20 protein-coding genes are annotated in these 18,058 nt (G+C 35.0%); 9 read left to right on the top strand and 11 right to left on the bottom strand.

The features are described from left to right. The first annotated feature begins 4 nt into the window (after positions 1–4). Positions 5–535: a GNAT family N-acetyltransferase gene (locus tag ACFOWM_RS04715; RefSeq protein WP_379707525.1), complete on the top strand. Its 531-nt coding sequence runs from the start codon at positions 5–7 to the stop codon at positions 533–535. A 6-nt stretch (positions 536–541) separates the two neighbouring features. Here ACFOWM_RS04715 and ACFOWM_RS04710 read toward each other — a convergent pair whose 3' ends face one another. The 3 genes from ACFOWM_RS04710 to ACFOWM_RS04700 are packed head-to-tail and all read right to left on the bottom strand — an operon-like array spanning position 542 to position 3,497. Next, positions 542–1,687 (bottom strand): M28 family metallopeptidase, encoded by a 1,146-nt coding sequence (locus tag ACFOWM_RS04710; protein ID WP_379707524.1) that lies wholly within the window; start codon positions 1,685–1,687, stop codon positions 542–544. A 5-nt stretch (positions 1,688–1,692) separates the two neighbouring features. Next, positions 1,693–2,325, bottom strand: coding sequence for a 16S rRNA (guanine(527)-N(7))-methyltransferase RsmG (gene rsmG / locus ACFOWM_RS04705; RefSeq protein ID WP_379707523.1), 633 nt, complete (start codon positions 2,323–2,325; stop codon positions 1,693–1,695). A gap of 38 nt (positions 2,326–2,363) precedes the next feature. Next, on the bottom strand, positions 2,364–3,497 hold the full coding sequence (locus ACFOWM_RS04700; protein ID WP_379707522.1) for a glycosyltransferase: 1,134 nt from the start codon (positions 3,495–3,497) through the stop codon (positions 2,364–2,366). A 90-nt stretch (positions 3,498–3,587) separates the two neighbouring features. On the opposite strand from ACFOWM_RS04700, the gene tgt reads away from it, so the two are divergent. The 3 genes from tgt to ACFOWM_RS04685 all read left to right on the top strand — a co-directional run bounded on the left by tgt (position 3,588) and on the right by ACFOWM_RS04685 (position 5,808). Then, positions 3,588–4,727, top strand: a complete 1,140-nt coding sequence (tgt, locus tag ACFOWM_RS04695) for a tRNA guanosine(34) transglycosylase Tgt (RefSeq protein WP_379707521.1) — start codon at positions 3,588–3,590, stop codon at positions 4,725–4,727. A gap of 51 nt (positions 4,728–4,778) precedes the next feature. Continuing rightward, positions 4,779–5,459 carry a hypothetical protein gene (locus ACFOWM_RS04690; RefSeq protein WP_379707520.1) on the top strand — a complete coding sequence of 227 codons (681 nt, stop codon included), beginning with the start codon at positions 4,779–4,781 and terminating at the stop codon, positions 5,457–5,459. A 76-nt stretch (positions 5,460–5,535) separates the two neighbouring features. Next, complete coding sequence (locus tag ACFOWM_RS04685) at positions 5,536–5,808, top strand: hypothetical protein (protein ID WP_379707519.1); 273 nt, start codon at positions 5,536–5,538, stop codon at positions 5,806–5,808. Between the two features lie 121 nt (positions 5,809–5,929). Here the strand turns inward: ACFOWM_RS04685 and ACFOWM_RS04680 are convergent, their stop codons facing one another. Continuing rightward, the gene (locus ACFOWM_RS04680; RefSeq protein ID WP_379707518.1) at positions 5,930–8,209 is read right to left on the bottom strand and encodes an aconitate hydratase; all 2,280 of its coding nucleotides are present in this window, start codon (positions 8,207–8,209) and stop codon (positions 5,930–5,932) included. 159 nt (positions 8,210–8,368) lie between these two features. On the opposite strand from ACFOWM_RS04680, the gene ACFOWM_RS04675 reads away from it, so the two are divergent. Continuing rightward, positions 8,369–8,590 (top strand): PspC domain-containing protein, encoded by a 222-nt coding sequence (locus ACFOWM_RS04675; protein ID WP_379707517.1) that lies wholly within the window; start codon positions 8,369–8,371, stop codon positions 8,588–8,590. A gap of 10 nt (positions 8,591–8,600) precedes the next feature. On the opposite strand, the gene kdsA is transcribed toward ACFOWM_RS04675, so the two are convergent. Then, complete coding sequence (gene kdsA, locus ACFOWM_RS04670) at positions 8,601–9,422, bottom strand: 3-deoxy-8-phosphooctulonate synthase (protein WP_379707516.1); 822 nt, start codon at positions 9,420–9,422, stop codon at positions 8,601–8,603. 96 nt (positions 9,423–9,518) lie between these two features. Here kdsA and ACFOWM_RS04665 point away from each other — a divergent pair, with 96 nt between their 5' ends. The 4 genes from ACFOWM_RS04665 to ACFOWM_RS04650 all read left to right on the top strand — a co-directional run bounded on the left by ACFOWM_RS04665 (position 9,519) and on the right by ACFOWM_RS04650 (position 12,470). Further along, positions 9,519–10,460, top strand: coding sequence for an NAD-dependent epimerase/dehydratase family protein (locus tag ACFOWM_RS04665; RefSeq protein ID WP_379707515.1), 942 nt, complete (start codon positions 9,519–9,521; stop codon positions 10,458–10,460). Between the two features lie 140 nt (positions 10,461–10,600). After that, positions 10,601–11,134, top strand: a complete 534-nt coding sequence (locus ACFOWM_RS04660) for an outer membrane beta-barrel protein (RefSeq protein ID WP_379707514.1) — start codon at positions 10,601–10,603, stop codon at positions 11,132–11,134. A 171-nt stretch (positions 11,135–11,305) separates the two neighbouring features. After that, the gene (locus ACFOWM_RS04655) at positions 11,306–11,806 is read left to right on the top strand and encodes a hypothetical protein (RefSeq protein WP_379707513.1); all 501 of its coding nucleotides are present in this window, start codon (positions 11,306–11,308) and stop codon (positions 11,804–11,806) included. Between the two features lie 61 nt (positions 11,807–11,867). Beyond that, positions 11,868–12,470, top strand: a complete 603-nt coding sequence (locus ACFOWM_RS04650; RefSeq protein WP_379707512.1) for an SGNH/GDSL hydrolase family protein — start codon at positions 11,868–11,870, stop codon at positions 12,468–12,470. On the opposite strand, the gene ACFOWM_RS04645 is transcribed toward ACFOWM_RS04650, so the two are convergent. From ACFOWM_RS04645 to ACFOWM_RS04620, 6 genes are all read right to left on the bottom strand, one after another. After that, entirely contained in the window at positions 12,448–12,972 is a 525-nt protein-coding gene (locus tag ACFOWM_RS04645) for a thioredoxin family protein (RefSeq protein ID WP_379707511.1), read from the bottom strand. The genes ACFOWM_RS04650 and ACFOWM_RS04645 overlap by 23 nt on opposite strands. Before the next feature lie 10 nt (positions 12,973–12,982). Then, complete coding sequence (pyrF, locus tag ACFOWM_RS04640; protein ID WP_379707510.1) at positions 12,983–13,798, bottom strand: orotidine-5'-phosphate decarboxylase; 816 nt, start codon at positions 13,796–13,798, stop codon at positions 12,983–12,985. A gap of 5 nt (positions 13,799–13,803) precedes the next feature. Continuing rightward, positions 13,804–14,418: an FMN-binding negative transcriptional regulator gene (locus ACFOWM_RS04635; RefSeq protein ID WP_379707509.1), complete on the bottom strand. Its 615-nt coding sequence runs from the start codon at positions 14,416–14,418 to the stop codon at positions 13,804–13,806. Further along, a complete protein-coding gene (gene kynU / locus ACFOWM_RS04630; RefSeq protein ID WP_379707508.1) occupies positions 14,418–15,689 on the bottom strand; it encodes a kynureninase in 1,272 nt (423 codons plus the stop codon). Before kynU ends, ACFOWM_RS04635 begins: the two co-directional genes overlap by 1 nt. Before the next feature lie 11 nt (positions 15,690–15,700). Next, on the bottom strand, positions 15,701–16,612 hold the full coding sequence (locus ACFOWM_RS04625) for a glycerophosphodiester phosphodiesterase family protein (protein WP_379707507.1): 912 nt from the start codon (positions 16,610–16,612) through the stop codon (positions 15,701–15,703). A 220-nt stretch (positions 16,613–16,832) separates the two neighbouring features. Beyond that, a complete protein-coding gene (locus ACFOWM_RS04620; protein WP_379707506.1) occupies positions 16,833–17,930 on the bottom strand; it encodes an Mrp/NBP35 family ATP-binding protein in 1,098 nt (365 codons plus the stop codon). Between the last annotated feature and the right edge of the window lie 128 nt (positions 17,931–18,058).

The following is an 18,058-nucleotide window of genomic DNA, read 5'->3' as shown; positions in this document are numbered from 1 at the left end:
TACCATGCAATCATTTAAAATGCGCAGGCTTACATTGAAAGATGTACCTGCGCTTTCTTTTATAGCGAAACAAACGTTTTACGATACGTTTACGGGCACCTGCACCGAAGCAGATATGCAGTACTTTTTAAATACTTTTTATAACGAAACTGTTTTAGCTGAAGAGGTTAATAAAAGTGACTATCAATATTATTTTGCTGAGGTGGCAGATGAAGTTGTGGGGTACATATTATTTGCACCTACCACAACAAATTTCGAAATATTGCAAAAGGGCAATACTGTGGAATTAAAACGGTTATATGTAGCAGCAACGCACCATGGTACAGGCGTTGCACAAAAAATGATGCAGTTTTTAATTGATGCTGCCAACACCCATGGCTATAAACATATTATTTTAGGTGTTTGGGAGCATAATATAAGGGCTCAAAAATTTTATTTGAAATTTGGTTTTCAACGCACACCTTACACCCATGATTTTCCGATAGGTAACACACCACAAACCGATTTGTATATGTTACTTACCTTACAACCATAATGTTGATTATTGTAAATCAGTAATAAAGGCAATTAACAGCGATTGCAAATCGGCTTGTTCATTAAGGGGTAACGTTTCAGCTTTATCAAATACATCATGGTAGGCCGCTATGCCACCTCTTGTATAAAAGAAAAATGCAGGTACCCCTTTTTCTGTAAACCAATAATGGTCACTATTAGCTGCCTTGCCACGAGCCCCAATTGCTGAGAGGTATTTATTATTATTGTTGATGTTATTCATGATGGCAAACTCTTTAGGAAACTCCGTTGCATTTACCACTGTAATACCTTCATCGCCAGTACCAGCTAAATCAGTATTTATAAGAAAGCGAATATTTTTTAAAGGTGTGAGTGGATGCTCTGTGAAATATTTTGAACCTAGCAATCCAATTTCTTCTCCTGCAAAAAGTATAAAACCTATTGAATATTTTTGAGGGTGTGCCGCATAGTATTTTGATAAACTCAACAACAAAGCCACACCGCTTGCATTATCATTAGCTCCCGGAAAATATGTATTGCTTCCCATACCACCTAAGTGATCATAATGGGCAGTAATAAAAATAAAAGAATCTGGTTGTGCAGTACCTTTTACAAATGCCGCTACATTATTGGCTTCAAAATTTTTAATGAGCTCGTTTTCAATGTTTGCTTTTATTGATGTGGGCGTTTCAGTAAATGTTTTTTTATTGATTTCTATTACTGTATAAGGCACAACTTTTTGTGCAGCTGACCATGTAAGTTTATCATTTTGAACAACAATAATGCTGTTCTTTTTATCAACAAACGTTACAGAATCTACCTGTTCCAAAGTACCTTTAGCATCAACTCCTTTACAATCGGGGCTTACAATAAAATCTACTCCAGGTGTTAATTTTTTTCCATTTATGGTTACTTCCATTTTACCGGGAAAGCTGTTGGCATTGTATGTAAATGGTTGTAGGTATTTGTTTTTTTGTAAAGGTTGTAATCCGTTTTTTTCAAATGCAGCGGCTAAATAATCAGCAGCTTTTTTCATGCCATTGTTGGTATAGCCTCTTCCCCAATAAGTGCTGCTTGTTAGTTCATTTACAATGTTTTTATTGTAAGAAATATCTTGTGCTTTTACGGCAAACGCAGTAAACATGAAGTTTACAAATAGGGCTACAACTTTCATATTGTTTATTTTAATGGTTGGTACAACATAAATTTTTCATCGAAATAGGGTTCTTCAAATATTTTATTGATTTCCCATACATGCGGTTTGCAATTGCTTTCAAAAATTTCTTGTGTTAAATCGCCGCCTTTTAAACAAATTAAACCATTGGGTACCGCTTTTTCAGCTTTGCTGGTTCTACGAATTAATTTTCTGCTCCAGTGCCATAAATCGCCTAAGGGGGCTACTGCTCTTGAAACTACGGTATCAAATTGTCTGTTCTTTATATCTTCAACCCTTGAGTGTTGTGTGGTAATATTATTAATATTGGCCGCAGCAGCAATTTCGTTTACTACTTTTAATTTTTTGTTGATGCTATCTACCAAATGAAATTGTACATCCGGAAAAAAAATAGCCAAAGGAACACCCGGGAAACCGCCACCACAGCCTAGGTCCAAAATTTCCATACCTGGTTTTAAATCAAATTTTGTAGCAATGGTTAATGAATGTAAAACATGGTGCAGGTAAAAATTATCAATATCTTTTCTGCTAATTACGTTAATTTTTTCGTTCCATTCCGTATACAAATCTTTTAATGAAGCCAATTGTTGGGTTTGCTCAGGTGTAAAATCATTAAAATATTTTTGTATTAATTCCATGTAGTTATTTGTTAATTAAAGTTATACTAGTTTCTGTATTATTTCCAAGTTGGTTTGGGCTTTTTTAAAAGGGCAGGGAAGAAGATGATGTAGTACAATAACATCCACATTTCGAAAAATAAAAAGTATGGAAGCAAATCTTTCTCATCTAGTTTATTTAACGTTTTTCCATAAACAATTGCCTGAAAAATAATAATGGGTGCAGCAATCAATAAAGTTATTTCCCAATTATACATTATACAGCTTACTACTAATAAAGGGTAAAATAAAAACTGTGTAAGCGCATTTAAGCCTAATAAAAATTGATGTTCAAATTTGTAATGTTTTGAAGTGGTGTAGTGTCTATTTTTTTGGTGAAACCATTGGCGCCAATTTTTAGCAGGACTGCTCAATGTAAAACTATCTTTCTCAATATTAATTTTTACATTGGTTTTAGTTGCTGCTGTATTAATGAATAGGTCATCATCGCCGCCAGGTATATTGTTGTGTGCACTAAAACCTTTGTGTCTAAAAAATATCGTTTTTTTGTATGATAAATTTCTTCCTACACCCATATAAGCCTTACCAGCTAAGGCATAGCTCAGGTATTGTAAAGCTGTATAAAACGTTTCCCAACGAATAAGTTTATTTAAAAAAGTATTGTTTTTATGGTATGCTCCGTAACCCAAAACAATTTCAGTATCGTCATCATAAGTATTTTGCATACTATTGATCCAATGTTCTGTTTTTGGCACACAATCAGCATCAGTGAGCAACACAATTTCATATTTAGCTGATTTTATACCGATACTTAGAGGGAATTTTTTTCCCGGAATCATTTTCGCTTCTTGGGTTAGCGAAACAATATGTAATTGTTTAAATTCTTTTTTTATTTCTTCGAGTAAATATTTGGTTTCATCAAACGAATTATCATCAACCACAATTACTTCGTGGGTGCTGTTGTATGATTGTACCAATAAGCCTGGTAAGTTTTTAGCAATATTGGCAGCTTCATCTCTGGCACACACAATTACTGATACCGCATTGGTTCTGTATGAATTTTTAGGAGGTGTTTTATAAAATGCCAAACGAGCATAAAAAAATGCAAAGTAAAAAAGTTTAATAGCGGCAATTACACAAAATATAATAAAGAGTGCCTTCGGTAAAATTAGTAGCAGGTAGTTAAAAGTCATCGCTGCAAAAATATTATTTAATACCTAATTAGTTTAATTGTTTTATAGTTTAATTGTTTTATTGTTGCATTTTTAATAGCATTTAGGTTTATGGCTGCATTACAATTTAATTTACAAACAACCGATACCCTATCAAAAGCTAGGGCAGGCGTTATTACTACCGACCATGGTACTATTGAAACACCCATTTTTATGCCCGTGGGTACAGTGGGTACAGTAAAAGCGGTAACACAACAGCAATTAAAGCAAGAGGTAAATGCTCAAATTATATTAGGCAATACTTATCATTTATACTTACGACCAGGCTTAAAAATTTTAGAGGCTGCTGGTGGCTTACACCAATTCAATGGTTGGGATAGACCCATTTTAACCGATAGTGGTGGTTACCAAGTTTTTTCATTGGCTAACAATAGAAAAATTAAAGAAGAAGGGGTGGTTTTTCAATCACATATTGATGGTAGTAAACATTTATTTACTCCAGAAAATGTAATGGATACACAGCGTATAATTGGCGGTGATATAATTATGGCATTTGATGAATGTCCACCTTACCCAAGCGATTTTAAGTATGCTAAAAATAGTATGGAATTAACCCATCGTTGGTTAGATAGGTGTATAAATCATTTTAATAATACCACCGATAAATATGGGTATACTCAAAACTTATTTCCCATAGTGCAGGGTAGTACTTATAAAGATTTACGAACTGAGTCAGCATATTATATTGCTTCAAAAAACGCTACAGGTAATGCTATTGGTGGCCTTAGTGTGGGTGAACCTACTGAAGTAATGTATGAGTATACTGCATTGTGTTGCGATATTTTACCAGAACAAAAACCACGGTATTTAATGGGTGTTGGTACGCCTTGGAATATTTTAGAAAATATTGCTTTAGGTGTTGATATGTTTGATTGTGTAATGCCAACCCGTAACGGACGTAATGCTATGTTGTTTACCTCAAAAGGCATCATTAATATAGACAATAAAAAGTGGGAAAATGATTTTTCAGTAATAGATGATGGTATTGATTGCCCTATGAGTAACTACTATTCAAAATCGTATTTGCGTCATTTAATGAAAGCCAAAGAATACTTGGGGTTAACTATTGCAAGTGTGCATAATCTTGCTTTTTATTTATGGTTGGTAAAACAAGCTAGGGCACAAATTTTAGCCGGTACATTTACCAGTTGGAAAAACGAGATGGTCGTACGTTTGCAAACAAAGCTTTAACTTAAATTGTAGCTCATTTATAAGTAAAATTGGTATTTTTAAAATAAAAAAATGAAACGTTTCGCATTTGTTAGCTTTTTAGTTTTGATGGTGGCAAATGTTGTTGCACAACGTATTAATAGGGTATACCTCAAAAGTACTGGCGAAACGGAAAAATTGGCGGTATTAACTGATGATGGTGCTACTATCAATATGAGTTTAGATGGTAACATCATCGATTATGGTACTGAATATTTTTCTGAAAGGGTTGCAAATTATTCAAGACTAGAAAAATATAATGGAAGGGTCGATTTTTTTACACAATATGATAATGCTGCTTTTGCAGGAAAATTAAAATATTTAGGGCGTACAGCCATTACCTATTATAGTTCGTTCGACGTTGAAATATTGAGAGGTAAAATAAAATCAATTGGTAGTTTACAGTTTACGTATTATCAACCTTTTGAAGATGAATTGGCAAAAGGCAAAATAAAATCTATCGGCTCTAACCAACTCAGTTATTACAGCACGTTTGATAATGTAGCTTTAAAAGGTAAATTAAAAGCTGTTGGTATAACAAATATTAACTACTACACTTCGTTTGATGATAAAGCTTTTCAAGGCAAAGTGAAAGCAATAGGCCCAAATAACTTTACTTACTACGCCTCTTTTGATCGGCAATTTGCTGGTGGTATGAAAACTGGCAACAACCAACTCAATGTAAATGGGATTGGTTTTTACTTAGTGCCATAATTTTAGCAGCTTGTTTTATTTTAAATGTTTTGTAAGCAAATAAAATTGTTTGCGTATTAGTAAAAAACATTTTAAAATGACACACATTAAAACTATTGTAGCCACACTACTATTATCTGGCATGGCCACCACAGCATCTTTTGCTCAAACAGAAAAGCCAATGATGGAGAAAACCGAAATGGCTAAAAAATCAACCAAAAAATCAAAGAAAAAATCTGCGAAGATGATGGCAGATGAAAAAATGATGGCTGATGAAAAAATGAAGAAAGATGAAATGATGAAGAAAGAAGAGATGATGAAGAAAGAGGAGATGATGAAAAAAGACGAAATGATGAAAAAGAAACCTTAGTTAGTTTTGGGTTTGATTTAAAGTTGAAAAGGCTGTCTATTCTTAGACAGCCTTCGCACTTTACAAAATAAAAATGGCTCCACTAATAATGGAGCCATTTTACGATTATATCAATTGCATTTTATGATGCTTGTTTTGCAGCGAATTCTCTTCTAATAATATTCAAAGCGGCACCTGCTTTAAACCACTCAATTTGTTGTTGGTTATAAGTATGGTTTACTTGAATTGTATCAGTAGTACCATCAGCATGGTGTAAAACCATGGTAAGTGGTTCATTTGGTGCAAATGCTGTTAAGTTTACAATGTCAATTGTATCATCTTCTTGAAACTTTTCATAATCAGCTTTGTCAGCAAATGTTAATGCTAACATACCTTGCTTTTTAAGGTTGGTTTCATGAATACGAGCAAATGATTTTACCAATACAGCTCTCACACCTAAGTGACGTGGTTCCATAGCAGCATGTTCACGACTACTACCTTCACCGTAGTTTTCATCACCCACTACAATTGAACCAATATTAGCAGCTTTGTAGGCACGTTGTGTATCTGGTACGGCACCATATTCACCAGTTAATTGGTTTTTAATAAAGTTGGTTTTATCATTAAAATTATTAACTGCACCAATGAGCATGTTGTTACTAATGTTATCTAAATGGCCACGGAATTTTAACCATGGACCTGCCATTGAAATATGGTCGGTAGTACATTTGCCTTTTGCTTTAATGAGCAATTTAAGTCCTTTTAAATCAGTACCTTCCCAAGCAGCAAATGGTTCTAGTATTTGTAAACGCTTGCTATCAGGTGCTACTTTTACGGTTACACCACTACCATCTTCAGCAGGTGCTTGATAACCAGGGTCATCTACAGCAAAGCCTCTAGGTGGTAATTCGTAGCCACTTGGTTCATCTAATTTTACCCATTCGCCTTTATCGTTTTGTAAACTATCCGTTAAAGGGTTAAAGGTTAAGTCACCAGCAATTGCCATAGCAGTTACAATTTCAGGTGAGCCTACAAATGCAAATGTGTTAGGGTTACCATCTGCTCGTTTTGCAAAGTTTCTGTTGAAACTGTGTACAATGGTATTTTTTTCAGCTTTTTCAGCACCCACACGTGCCCACATACCAATACATGGTCCGCATGCATTCGCAAATACGGTAGCACCAATTTTTCCAAAAGTATCTAAAAAGCCATCTCTCTCAATGGTAAAACGTACTTGTTCTGAACCTGGAGTAATGGTAAATTCTGCATTTAATTTTAAGCCTTTTGCTGCAACTTGTTTTGCTAAACTTTCTGCACGACTAATATCTTCATAAGATGAGTTGGTACAGCTACCAATTAAACCTACTTCAATTTTTGTAGGCCATCCATTGGCTAAAGCAGCTTCTTTCATTTTTGAAATTGGCGTTGCTAAATCTGGCGTAAATGGTCCGTTTAAATGTGGTTCTAACGTATTTAAATCGATTTCAATTACTTGATCAAAATACGCACTTGGGTTGGCATATACATCAGCATCACCCGTTAAATGTTCTTTAATAGCATCGGCCATGTTGGCAATTTCTTCACGACCAGTTGCTTTTAAATAGCGGCTCATGCTATCATCATACCCAAAGGTTGATGTAGTTGCACCAATTTCAGCACCCATATTACAAATGGTACCTTTACCTGTACAACTCATGCTGGTAGCGCCTTCTCCAAAATATTCTACTACTGCACCTGTACCACCTTTTACAGTTAAAATACCTGCTACTTTTAAAATAACATCTTTTGCAGATGCCCATCCACTTAACTTACCTGTTAATTTTACACCAATTAATTTGGGCATTTTAAGCTCCCATGGTAAACCGGCCATTACATCACAAGCATCAGCACCACCCACACCAATTGCTATCATACCTAAGCCACCTGCGTTTACAGTATGGCTATCTGTACCAATCATCATTCCACCTGGGAAAGCGTAGTTTTCTAACACTACTTGGTGAATAATACCAGCACCAGGTTTCCAAAAACCGATACCATATTTATTTGAAACCGATGATAAGAAATCATATACTTCGCTGCTTTCATTTACAGCCCTGTTTAAATCCACAGCACTGTTTTCTTTGGCTTCAATTAAATGATCGCAATGCACTGTACTTGGTACAGCTACTTTGGTACGGCCACTTTGCATAAATTGTAATAAAGCCATTTGTGCCGTAGCATCTTGCATTGCTACACGGTCTGGTGCAAAATCTACATACGAACTACCTCTTTCAAAAGGCGTAGTATGGTTATTTTCCCATAAGTGAGCGTACAAAATCTTTTCTGTAAGGGTGAGAGGTTTCCCAATCAATGTACGAGCAGCGGCTACTCTTTCAGGAAAAGCAGCGTAAAGCTTCTGAATCATTGCAATGTCGAATGCCATAGAAGTTGTTTGAAATGTATTTTTAAATAATGTTGATGGTACAAAATCAGTATTTATCTACATTTTTTACCATTGCTGCGAAATTACTTAAAAAATACACATGCATTTCGATAATTTGGTATAATTTTAAAGAGCAATAACACAAATAAAAACCGGATTATGAATAAGTTTAAGCAATTTATTGAGTGGCATGTTTTCGGTGTGTGTACCGCAATTGGTGAGCGCATGGGTATTGCTACTACCACAATTCGTAAGTATTTTATTTACTTATCATTTGCTACCATTGGTTCGCCAGTAATTATTTATTTCTTTTTGGCTTTTTGGATGAATGTAAAACGCTATGTTTTAAATGCTAGGCGTAACCCTGTAAGGTACTTATAGCAGTTCAATTTTAAACAACAGCTGCTCTCAAACGCACCAATTTTTCTAATAAAGGTTCAAGTAAATCTAATTGTAACATATTAGCACCATCACTTTTGGCTACTGCTGGGTTGGGGTGGGTTTCAATAAACAAACCATCAGCACCTGTAGCAATTGCAGCTTTGGCAATGGTTTCAATTAACTCAGGGTTGCCTCCCGTAACACCGCCAACTTGGTTGGGTTGTTGTAACGAATGGGTACAATCCATAATTACGGGTACACCAATTGACTTCATCCAGGTAATGTTTCTATAATCCACTACTAAATCTTGGTAACCAAACATATTACCTCTATCGGTTAACCAAACTTGATCGTTTCCGGCTTGTACAATTTTATCAACGGCAAACTTCATCGATGGGCCATTTAAAAATTGCCCTTTTTTAACATTAATAATTTTACCTGTTTTTGCAGCAGCATGCAATAAATCTGTTTGTCTGCATAAAAATGCTGGAATTTGTAAAACATCAACATATGCAGCAGCCATAGCCGCTTCTTCATTTGCATGAATATCAGTGGTGGTAGGTATTTCAAACGTTTTGCCTACTTTATTAATCAATTTTAAAGCTATTTCATCGCCAATGCCTGTAAAACTATTTGCACTGGTTCTGTTGGCTTTTCTGTACGATGCTTTAAATATGTAAGGGATACCTAATTTTTTACAAATACCACTTACTTTTTCGCCTACTTCCATTACAATTGCTTCGCTTTCTGTAATGCATGGTCCTGCAATTAAAAAGAAGTTATTGGGTTGGTAAGTTTGGTTGCTAAAAAGCGCCTTTAATTGATTATTCATGTTGCAAAAATACGTGCAAATGATTTTATTTCCACCTGTCAAAAATTGAAGTTTGGGCTACCATTTACGGCTACATTTGCAGAAATTTATTTTTATATGGTTAAAGAAAAAATTTTGGTAATTGGTGCTAGTGGTCAAATTGGTGTAGAGCTAACTTTGGCGCTTAGAAAAATATATGGCAACAGCAATGTTATTGCCAGCGATTTAAGAGAACAAAACCCCTTATTAGAAGGTACAGGGCCCTATGTTAGTTTAGATGTAATGAACAAAGAAATGTTGCATGTACAAGTAATAAGGCAAGGCATAACGCAAATATATTTGCTTGCGGCAATATTGTCTGCAACAGGCGAAAAAAATCCAAATTTGGCTTGGAGTTTAAACATGCAAAGCTTATTGAATGTTTTAGATATTGCAAAAGAAGAAAATTTGCATAAAGTGTATTGGCCGAGCAGTATTGCGGTGTTTGGACCAACATCACCAAAGGTAAATTGTCCGCAACAAACAGTTATTGAACCTACAACTGTATACGGTATTAGTAAATATGCAGGTGAATTTTGGTGTAATTATTACTTTAATAGGTATGGGGTAGATGTGAGGAGTATTAGATACCCTGGGTTGATCAGTTATAAAAGCCAACCTGGTGGCGGTACTACAGATTATGCAGTAGAAATTTTTCATGCTGCTAAGGAAGATAATAAAACATACGAATGTTTTTTAAAAGAAGATACTTATTTACCTATGATGTATATGCCCGATGCCATAAGGGCTACAGTGGAATTAATGGAAGCACCAGCATCGAATATTAAAGTTAGAACATCATACAATTTGTCAGGCATGTCATTTTCGCCTGCAGAAATTACAGCAGCTATACAAAAGTATGTGCCTGATTTTAAAACAATTTATAAACCAGATTCACGTCAAGCTATTGCTGACAGTTGGCCTCAAAGTATTGACGATACTGTAGCTAACAAAGATTGGGGTTGGAAGGCAGCTTATAATTTAGATGATATGACAAAGGATATGTTAGATAATTTGTAAGCTATATTATCATATTGGCATAATATTTACAATGAGTGTAGTATAAAGGCGTAACAGCAATATCTTTTAACTTTTAAACAACAGTTTTTTTGGTAAAGCTTATTACTTTTGCGCCCCTAACAACTAAAAACTCAAAAAAAATGAAAAAAGTATTTTTAAGTGTTGCAGTAATTGCTGCTGCAATTGGCGCAAATGCGCAAACAAAAAAAACAGTTGATAACCCATTTAAATTTAGCATTGGTGCTGAAGTTGCTGCTCCGGTAGGTGATTTTGGTGATAGCTACAAAGTAGGTTTTGGTGGTAGTTTACAAGCTGATTATTCAGTAGCTCCAGAATTATCATTAAATGTAAACGCAGGTTACTTAACTTTTGCTGGTAAATCACAAACGATTACAGTACCAGGTGGATCAATCACTTTTAAGCCAGAAAATTTTAGCATTATTCCGGTATTGGGTGGTATTAGATACAACTTTACTCCACAATTTTACGGTTCTGCACAATTAGGTGCTGCATTTTCAACTGAAAAAAATGGTAAAACTAGCTTTACTTATGCACCGGGTATCGGTTACAAGTTTTCTGAAAACGTTGATGCATTGTTGAAGTACACTGGTTACGATCAAAAAAATACTAGCACAAGTAGCACAATCGGTTTAAGAGTTGCGTATACTTTCTAATTTTTACAAAAAAGTAATTTCAAAGCCCTACAACATTGTAGGGCTTTGTTTTTAACAAAAAACAATTTTTTTTGAGCATTGATGTAGCTACTTTTGCATCCGAAAAAAATAGCCTTGTAGTGTGTTGAACATTTACTCGGAACATTTTAAGTTAAACAAAACAAGCATAATATGAAAATGAAATCAATGTTAGTAGTAATTGCATTATTGATGGTTACACTAGCTACAAAAGCACAAACTAATAGCAAACTTGCATTTAGTATTGGAGGTGAATTAGCTGTTGCTACTGGTAATTTAAATATACCCTATTCAATAGGTATTGGCGCTACTGCACAATTAGATTACGCTACAAATGAAAATACAGCCATTACTTTTAATTCAGGTATTGTTGAATTGATAGGAAAAAAAATTAAAGGTACTAATACCAAATTCCGTTCTGTTGCTGTGATACCTTTTTTAGGTGGCGTTAAATATTATTTTACAACTAATTTATATGGTGCTGCCCAATTAGGTGCAAGCGTTTTTACACAAAATGGTACAGGTGCTAAGTTTACATACAGTCCTGGTTTAGGGTTTAAGGTAAATGATAGAGTTGATGCTTTGGTGAAATACACTGGTTATACTGATTTAGGCGGTACATTTGGTGTAAGGGTAGCTTATACTTTGCAATAATATTTTCTTATCAAATATTTCAAAAGCTACTTTTATGAAGTAGCTTTTTTATTTTTATAGTATGAATATATCTTACTTAGCATTAGGTGATAGTTACACCATTGGTGAAGCTGTTTTATTATCGGAGAGTTATCCATACCAAACTGTACAATTATTACGAAAAGCTGGTGTACGAGTGCTTGCACCTGAAATTATTGCTAAAACTGGTTGGACTACCGATGAGTTGATTGCAAGTATGGAACAAACCATTTTTTTGCCCTCGTATGATGTAGTGAGCCTTTTAATTGGGGTAAACAATCAATATAGAGGTAGGAGTGTTCAAGAATATAAAAATGAGTGTAATCATTTAATACAAACGGCTATTCAATTAGCTGGTAATAACCCTAAAAGGGTATTTGTATTAAGTATACCTGATTGGGGTAAAACACCTTTTGCTGCTGAAAGGGATGTTGCAACAATAGCTTCAGAAATTGATGCTTTTAATAGTACATGCAAGCAACTTGCAGATTTACATGGGTGTTATTATATCGATATTACAACAACGTTACGAGCTGATGCTGCCAATGTTGATATGGTTGCTAGTGATGGCTTGCACCCTTCAAAGTTGGCGTATCAAAAATGGGCCAATACTTTAGCGCAAACTATTTTGGAGGTTGGTTTTTAATAAATCGATTATAAATAATTGCTGTTGCTGGTTTTTGTATCGTTGTAGTTTTTTGTAACAAAGCAATGAAATTTTCTACTTCATTTTTTTGTGCAGGACAACCCATGTTTTCGTTGTTTACAAAACTGTCGCCCAATTTGTTGCCCTTACTATCAAGTATAACAAAAAAAGGTAAGCCGGCATCGGTAGCTTTAAATTGTTGAAGCACAGCATCTGCCCCTTTGTTTTCTAAATATTTTTTATTGGGTGTTTCTTGCACAGTAAGGTGAACAGTTACAAAGTACGCATCAAAAATTTTCTTAGTGCTACTATCGTTCATAGAAGCATCTAGTTTTTTGCACCAACCACACCAACTAGCATGAAATATTAAAAATACTTTTTTGTTTTGTTGAGCTGCTTTTTTATAAGCTGATTGTAATATTGTATTTGCTGGTAAAGGTTTTTGAGCAAAACAATTATAGCCAACTAATAGTACTAGTGCAATTAAAAATATTTTTTTCATGGTCTAATTTTTAAGAAATATATAAAGCCATTTCTTGTTGATATTGTTTTGCAATGGCCTGTGCTTCCGCCGCAAAATTTTCATCAGCCCCAGCAAAAATAATGGCTCTACTTGCATTGACTAGCAAACCTATATCATCGTTTAAGCCATATTTGCTTACTTCTTCTAAACTGCCACCTTGAAATCCTACGCCTGGTACTAACAAAAAATGTTCAGGTATTATTTTTCTGATATTAGCCAATTCACTTGCTTGCGTTGCGCCTGTTACAAACATTAAATTTTGAGGCGTACCCCATTTACTAACTGTTTGTAAAACATTTTGGTATAAATATTGTTCAGCTTCGGCAGTTCGAATACGTTGTAATTCAAAATCAGCAGCGCCTTTGTTACTGGTTAATCCTAATACAATGGTCCATTTGTTTTCGTATGCTAAAAACGGACGTATACTATCTTCTCCCATATATGGTGCTACTGTTATCGCATCAAAAGGAATGGTTTCAAAAAACGCTTTTGCGTATTGAGAAGATGTATTGCCAATATCGCCACGTTTGGCATCAGCAATTTTTAAATGAGTATCAGGTATATAATCAACTGTTGCTTCCATGGCTTCCCAACCTTTGGTGCCAAGGGCTTCGTAAAAAGCGGTATTTATTTTGTAGCTAACACAAAAGTCTTTTGTAGCATCAATAATCGCTTTATTGAATTGTATAATACCATCTTTTTGATGTTGCAAATGTGCAGGTAGTTTATTCAACTCACTATCGAGCCCTACGCATAAATATGACTTTTTTTGCCTTATTTGTTCTATTAAAATATTACGATGCATACGTTTTATTGAATAAGCGTTTCCATTTTTTGGGCAATGTAAGCATCGCCCAAATGGTTACGTAATTTTAGTTGTTGAATAATGTTTTGCTGTTCAGCCAATGTTTTATTTTGACTTAGTTTAAACACAGCATCTATTTGCTTTACTTCAATTTCAAAAGCAACAATAGCTTTTACATGTTGTTGTAAATAAGAAGTGGGTATTTGCTCAAAACCTGCATTGCTATTACTGTTGATATGTTGATTGGTAATAGCTTTGATGGCTTCATAAGTACCTGCCTCATCTTTAAAATGTATGGTACCCTTAGCATGAATAGCAATATAATTGATAGTGCTTGCTTGCGAAGGCGATGCATACCAATTGGCATCAATAACCGCACTCGGACTGCTATAAACTACTAGCACTTCAGGGGTATTTTCAAAAGCTTTATGATGATCTGTTTGCTTCATTAAATGGCCTGAAAAAATAATTTGGTCCGCTTGTTTTTTTATGCTCAACGGCAGGTGTGTACCTGCAATGTTTGTACCTATACTTGCACCCACAAAGGCAATACCTATTTCATCAGCAATGCTTAGTATTAGTGCTTCATTATTTTCAACAAAGGGATGTACTTTATACATTATTGTGCCAATAGTTTATGTAAAGTAATACCAAACAAATAAATATCTTCAAAGCTGTTGTACATGGGTACAGCGGCTACTCTTATTACATTTGGCTCTCTCCAATCAGCAAAAATACCATTAGGAAGTAGTTTATCGAAAACAGCTTTAGCATCAGCATTTACTATAATAGAAACTTGGCAGCCTCGTTCATTAGGGTTGGTTGGTGTAATTATTTTAAAGTATTTACCATCGGTATTTATAGTATCTAAAACATAAAACATAAAGCTGCTCAATTGTTGGCTTTTTGCAACCAAATTATTAAAACCAACTTCTTTATAAATATTTAATGATGCTTTGTGTGTTGCCAATAACAACATAGGTGCAGTACTCATTTGCCAAGCTTCGGCATTGGGTGAAGGGGTAAAAGTTGGCTCCATTTTAAAACGATTTTTTTCATCGTTACCCCACCAGCCTTCTAAACGTTGTAAATTGGTATCACTTAAATGTTTTTCGTGAATATAAGCGCCAGCAATGCTTCCTGGGCCACTGTTTAAATATTTGTAATTGCACCAGCAAGCAAAATCAACATTCCATTGGTGTAATTGTAAAGCAATGTTACCAGCAGCATGTGCTAAATCGAACCCTGCTTTAGCGCCTGCTTGGTGAGCTGCTTTGGTGATGGTTTCTATATCAAAAACTTGTCCGGTAAAATAATTAACCCCACTAAATAATACTAACGCCACACTGTCTTTATGTGCTTCAATAGTTGCTAAAATATCATCTTTGGTTATTAAATGAGTGCCGGGTTTTGGGTGTACTTCTATTATAGCATCGGCAGGGTTAAAGCCATGCAATTTTACTTGCGATTGAAATGCATATTGATCAGATGGAAATGCTTTGGCTTCACAAATAATTTTATAACGGGTTGCTGTAGGTCGGTAAAATGAAATCATTAATAAATGCAGGTTTACCGTAAGGTGGTTCATGGTAACAATTTCATGCGGCAAAGCACCAACAATATCACTTAAAATAGGCGATAATGTTTTGTGGTAGTTTAACCATGGATCTTCACCCATAAAAAAACCTTCAACACCAAAGTTGGCCCAATTTTCCATTACATTCAACACTTCATCTTGCGCTGTTTTGGGTTGCAAGCCTAATGAGTTGCCTAAAAAATAAATAGCTTCTTTATCGCCTACATAGGGTATATAAAATTTATTGCGGTATTGTTTTAATGCATCTTTATCATCTAAATGTTTGGCATAGTCTAATGAAAATTCATGCTGCATTGTGGTATAGTTTAATTTTTTATTTCGTTGAATATGTTGGGGTAATCTGTAATAATACCATCAACTCCTAATTTAATAAATTGTTGAATGGTGGCTTTATCGTTGATGGTCCAAGGTATTATTTTAATGCCTGCTTTATGACAAGCCGCAATTAAATTTTCATTTACCAGTGCTTGTTCAGGACTATATATAGTAGGCGTAAAGCCCAAATCTTTTATTTGTTTTCTAAAACTGTTTTTATCAAACGCTTCTATCAATAAAGCTGTTTTAATGGTAGGATAATGCTGATGTAAATATTGTAATGTACGCCTGTCAAACGATTGAATGATAACCCTTGTTTCAATATGTTTATTGATAATTACTTTCATTAATTGCGATACAAAAACTGCAGGTGCTGGGTGAAAAATATTATCGGTTGCTGGTGTTGTTTTGGTTTCAATATTATAATAAACTGAAGGTAATTTTTTTTGTTCGGTATAAGCTTCAACGCTATCAATTAAAGAAGCTAAAGCTGGCTTTGTTGTTGCTAATTTTTGTTGTTGTGCAAAACGAGGGTGTGGTTTTAAACCTACATCGTACCGCTGTGTTTCAGCAAAAGTCATCTTGAAAATATTGTAGTTTTTTTCTTTGGCCTCATCAACAAATTGTCCGTTGGGTAGTGTGGTAATTTCGTGGTTAAAGAAAGGCTCATGTGATACAATGGCAACAGCATCTTTGGTAAATACAACATCCATTTCAAGCGTATTAACGCCAGCATCAATGGCTTTAAACATTGCGCTGATGGTATTTTCTGGCATTAAACCTCTGCAACCTCGGTGGCCTTGTTTATCTATATTTTTTAATGATTGTTGCTGAATATTTTTGGTAGCATTACAGGCTAACATGCTGCAGATAATGATGAGGATAAAAAACTTATTCGTCATTGTAAGTGGTTAGCTGTTTTATTGATGTTGTAAAGGTACCAACTACGAGTAGTTTTAAAAAATATACATAGCACATTTAAAGTTGAAAAATGGTTTGCTGCTCCGCCTAGCCCCGATAGCAGTGAAAGCCAGCCGCCTTAAGCGGCATGGCTGAAACGAATAGCGGGGGACCACTGTTGCCAATAGTTCCCCCGCTGCTGCTCCAAAAAAAATAAAAAATTTACTCCAAAATTTCTTGAATTTCAGTTGCTGGTAAGTTAGCGTTACGCATGGCGATGCCTCTTACAGTGTTGTGTCCAAAATTTTCAAATGCTTTTTTGGTAATAACATCATCACTCACCATAATAGGTACGCCAATATCGCCCCCTTCTCTAATGCTTTGTACAATAGGTATTTGTCCGAGAAAAGGAATATCAAACTCTTCAGCTAAATGCTTGCCACCATCTTTTCCGAATAAGTAATATTTGTTATCGGGTAACTCTGCTGGGGTAAAATAGCTCATGTTTTCAACCAAGCCAATTACTGGTACTTTTAGTTGCGCTTGAGAGAACATAGCAATACCTTTTTTAGCATCGGCAAGTGCAACCAATTGTGGAGTTGTTACAACAATAACACCTGTAACTGGTACGGTTTGTACAATGGTTAAATGTATATCGCCAGTGCCGGGTGGCATATCAATAATAAGGTAATCGAGTTCACCCCAATCAACATCACTTACAAATTGTCTAATAGCACTGCTCACCATGGGCCCACGCCAAACAACGGCTTGCTTTTCATCTATCAACAAACCAATGCTCATTACTTTAATGCCAAAGCGTTCCATTGGTACAATAAGGCCTTTTCCGTCGCCATTATCTTTCATCATTGGTCGTTCGCCACGTACACCAAACATAATATGTTGGCTTGGTCCATAAATATCAGCATCCATTAAGCCTACTTTAGCACCATCCGCCGCAAGTGCAAGGGCTAAGTTGGCAGAAACAGTACTTTTACCCACACCACCTTTACCACTCACTACAGCAATGATATTTTTAACACCGCTCAGCAATGTTTTAGCATCAGTACGGTTACTAGTGGTATTGCTGGTAAAATTTACGGTAACGTTAGCCTCTTTGTTTACCAAAATTTTTACTGCATTAATACAAGCATTTTGAATATGATCTTTCATTGGACAGGCAGGCGTTGTAAGTACCACTGTAAATGAAACATTATTGCCATCAATAACAACATTTTGTACCATATTTAAGGTTACTAAATCTTTCCCTAAATCAGGCTCCTCCACATTACTCAATGCTTTTAATATAGCTTCGTTTGTCATTTTATTTTATTTAGAAAATGTTTTGTTTTTGTAAATGTTAATGCTGGTGATTTACGATGTAATTTTGTACATTACATACGTGCTGAAATGTATTGTTAAAATGTTATTTCGGCTGCAAAATTAAACAA

The organism is Ferruginibacter yonginensis (assembly GCF_042651465.1).
Lineage (GTDB): Bacteria > Bacteroidota > Bacteroidia > Chitinophagales > Chitinophagaceae > Ferruginibacter > Ferruginibacter yonginensis.
The sequence above is the reverse complement of the archived record's forward strand: the minus strand, read 5'-3'. Positions and strand labels throughout refer to the sequence as shown.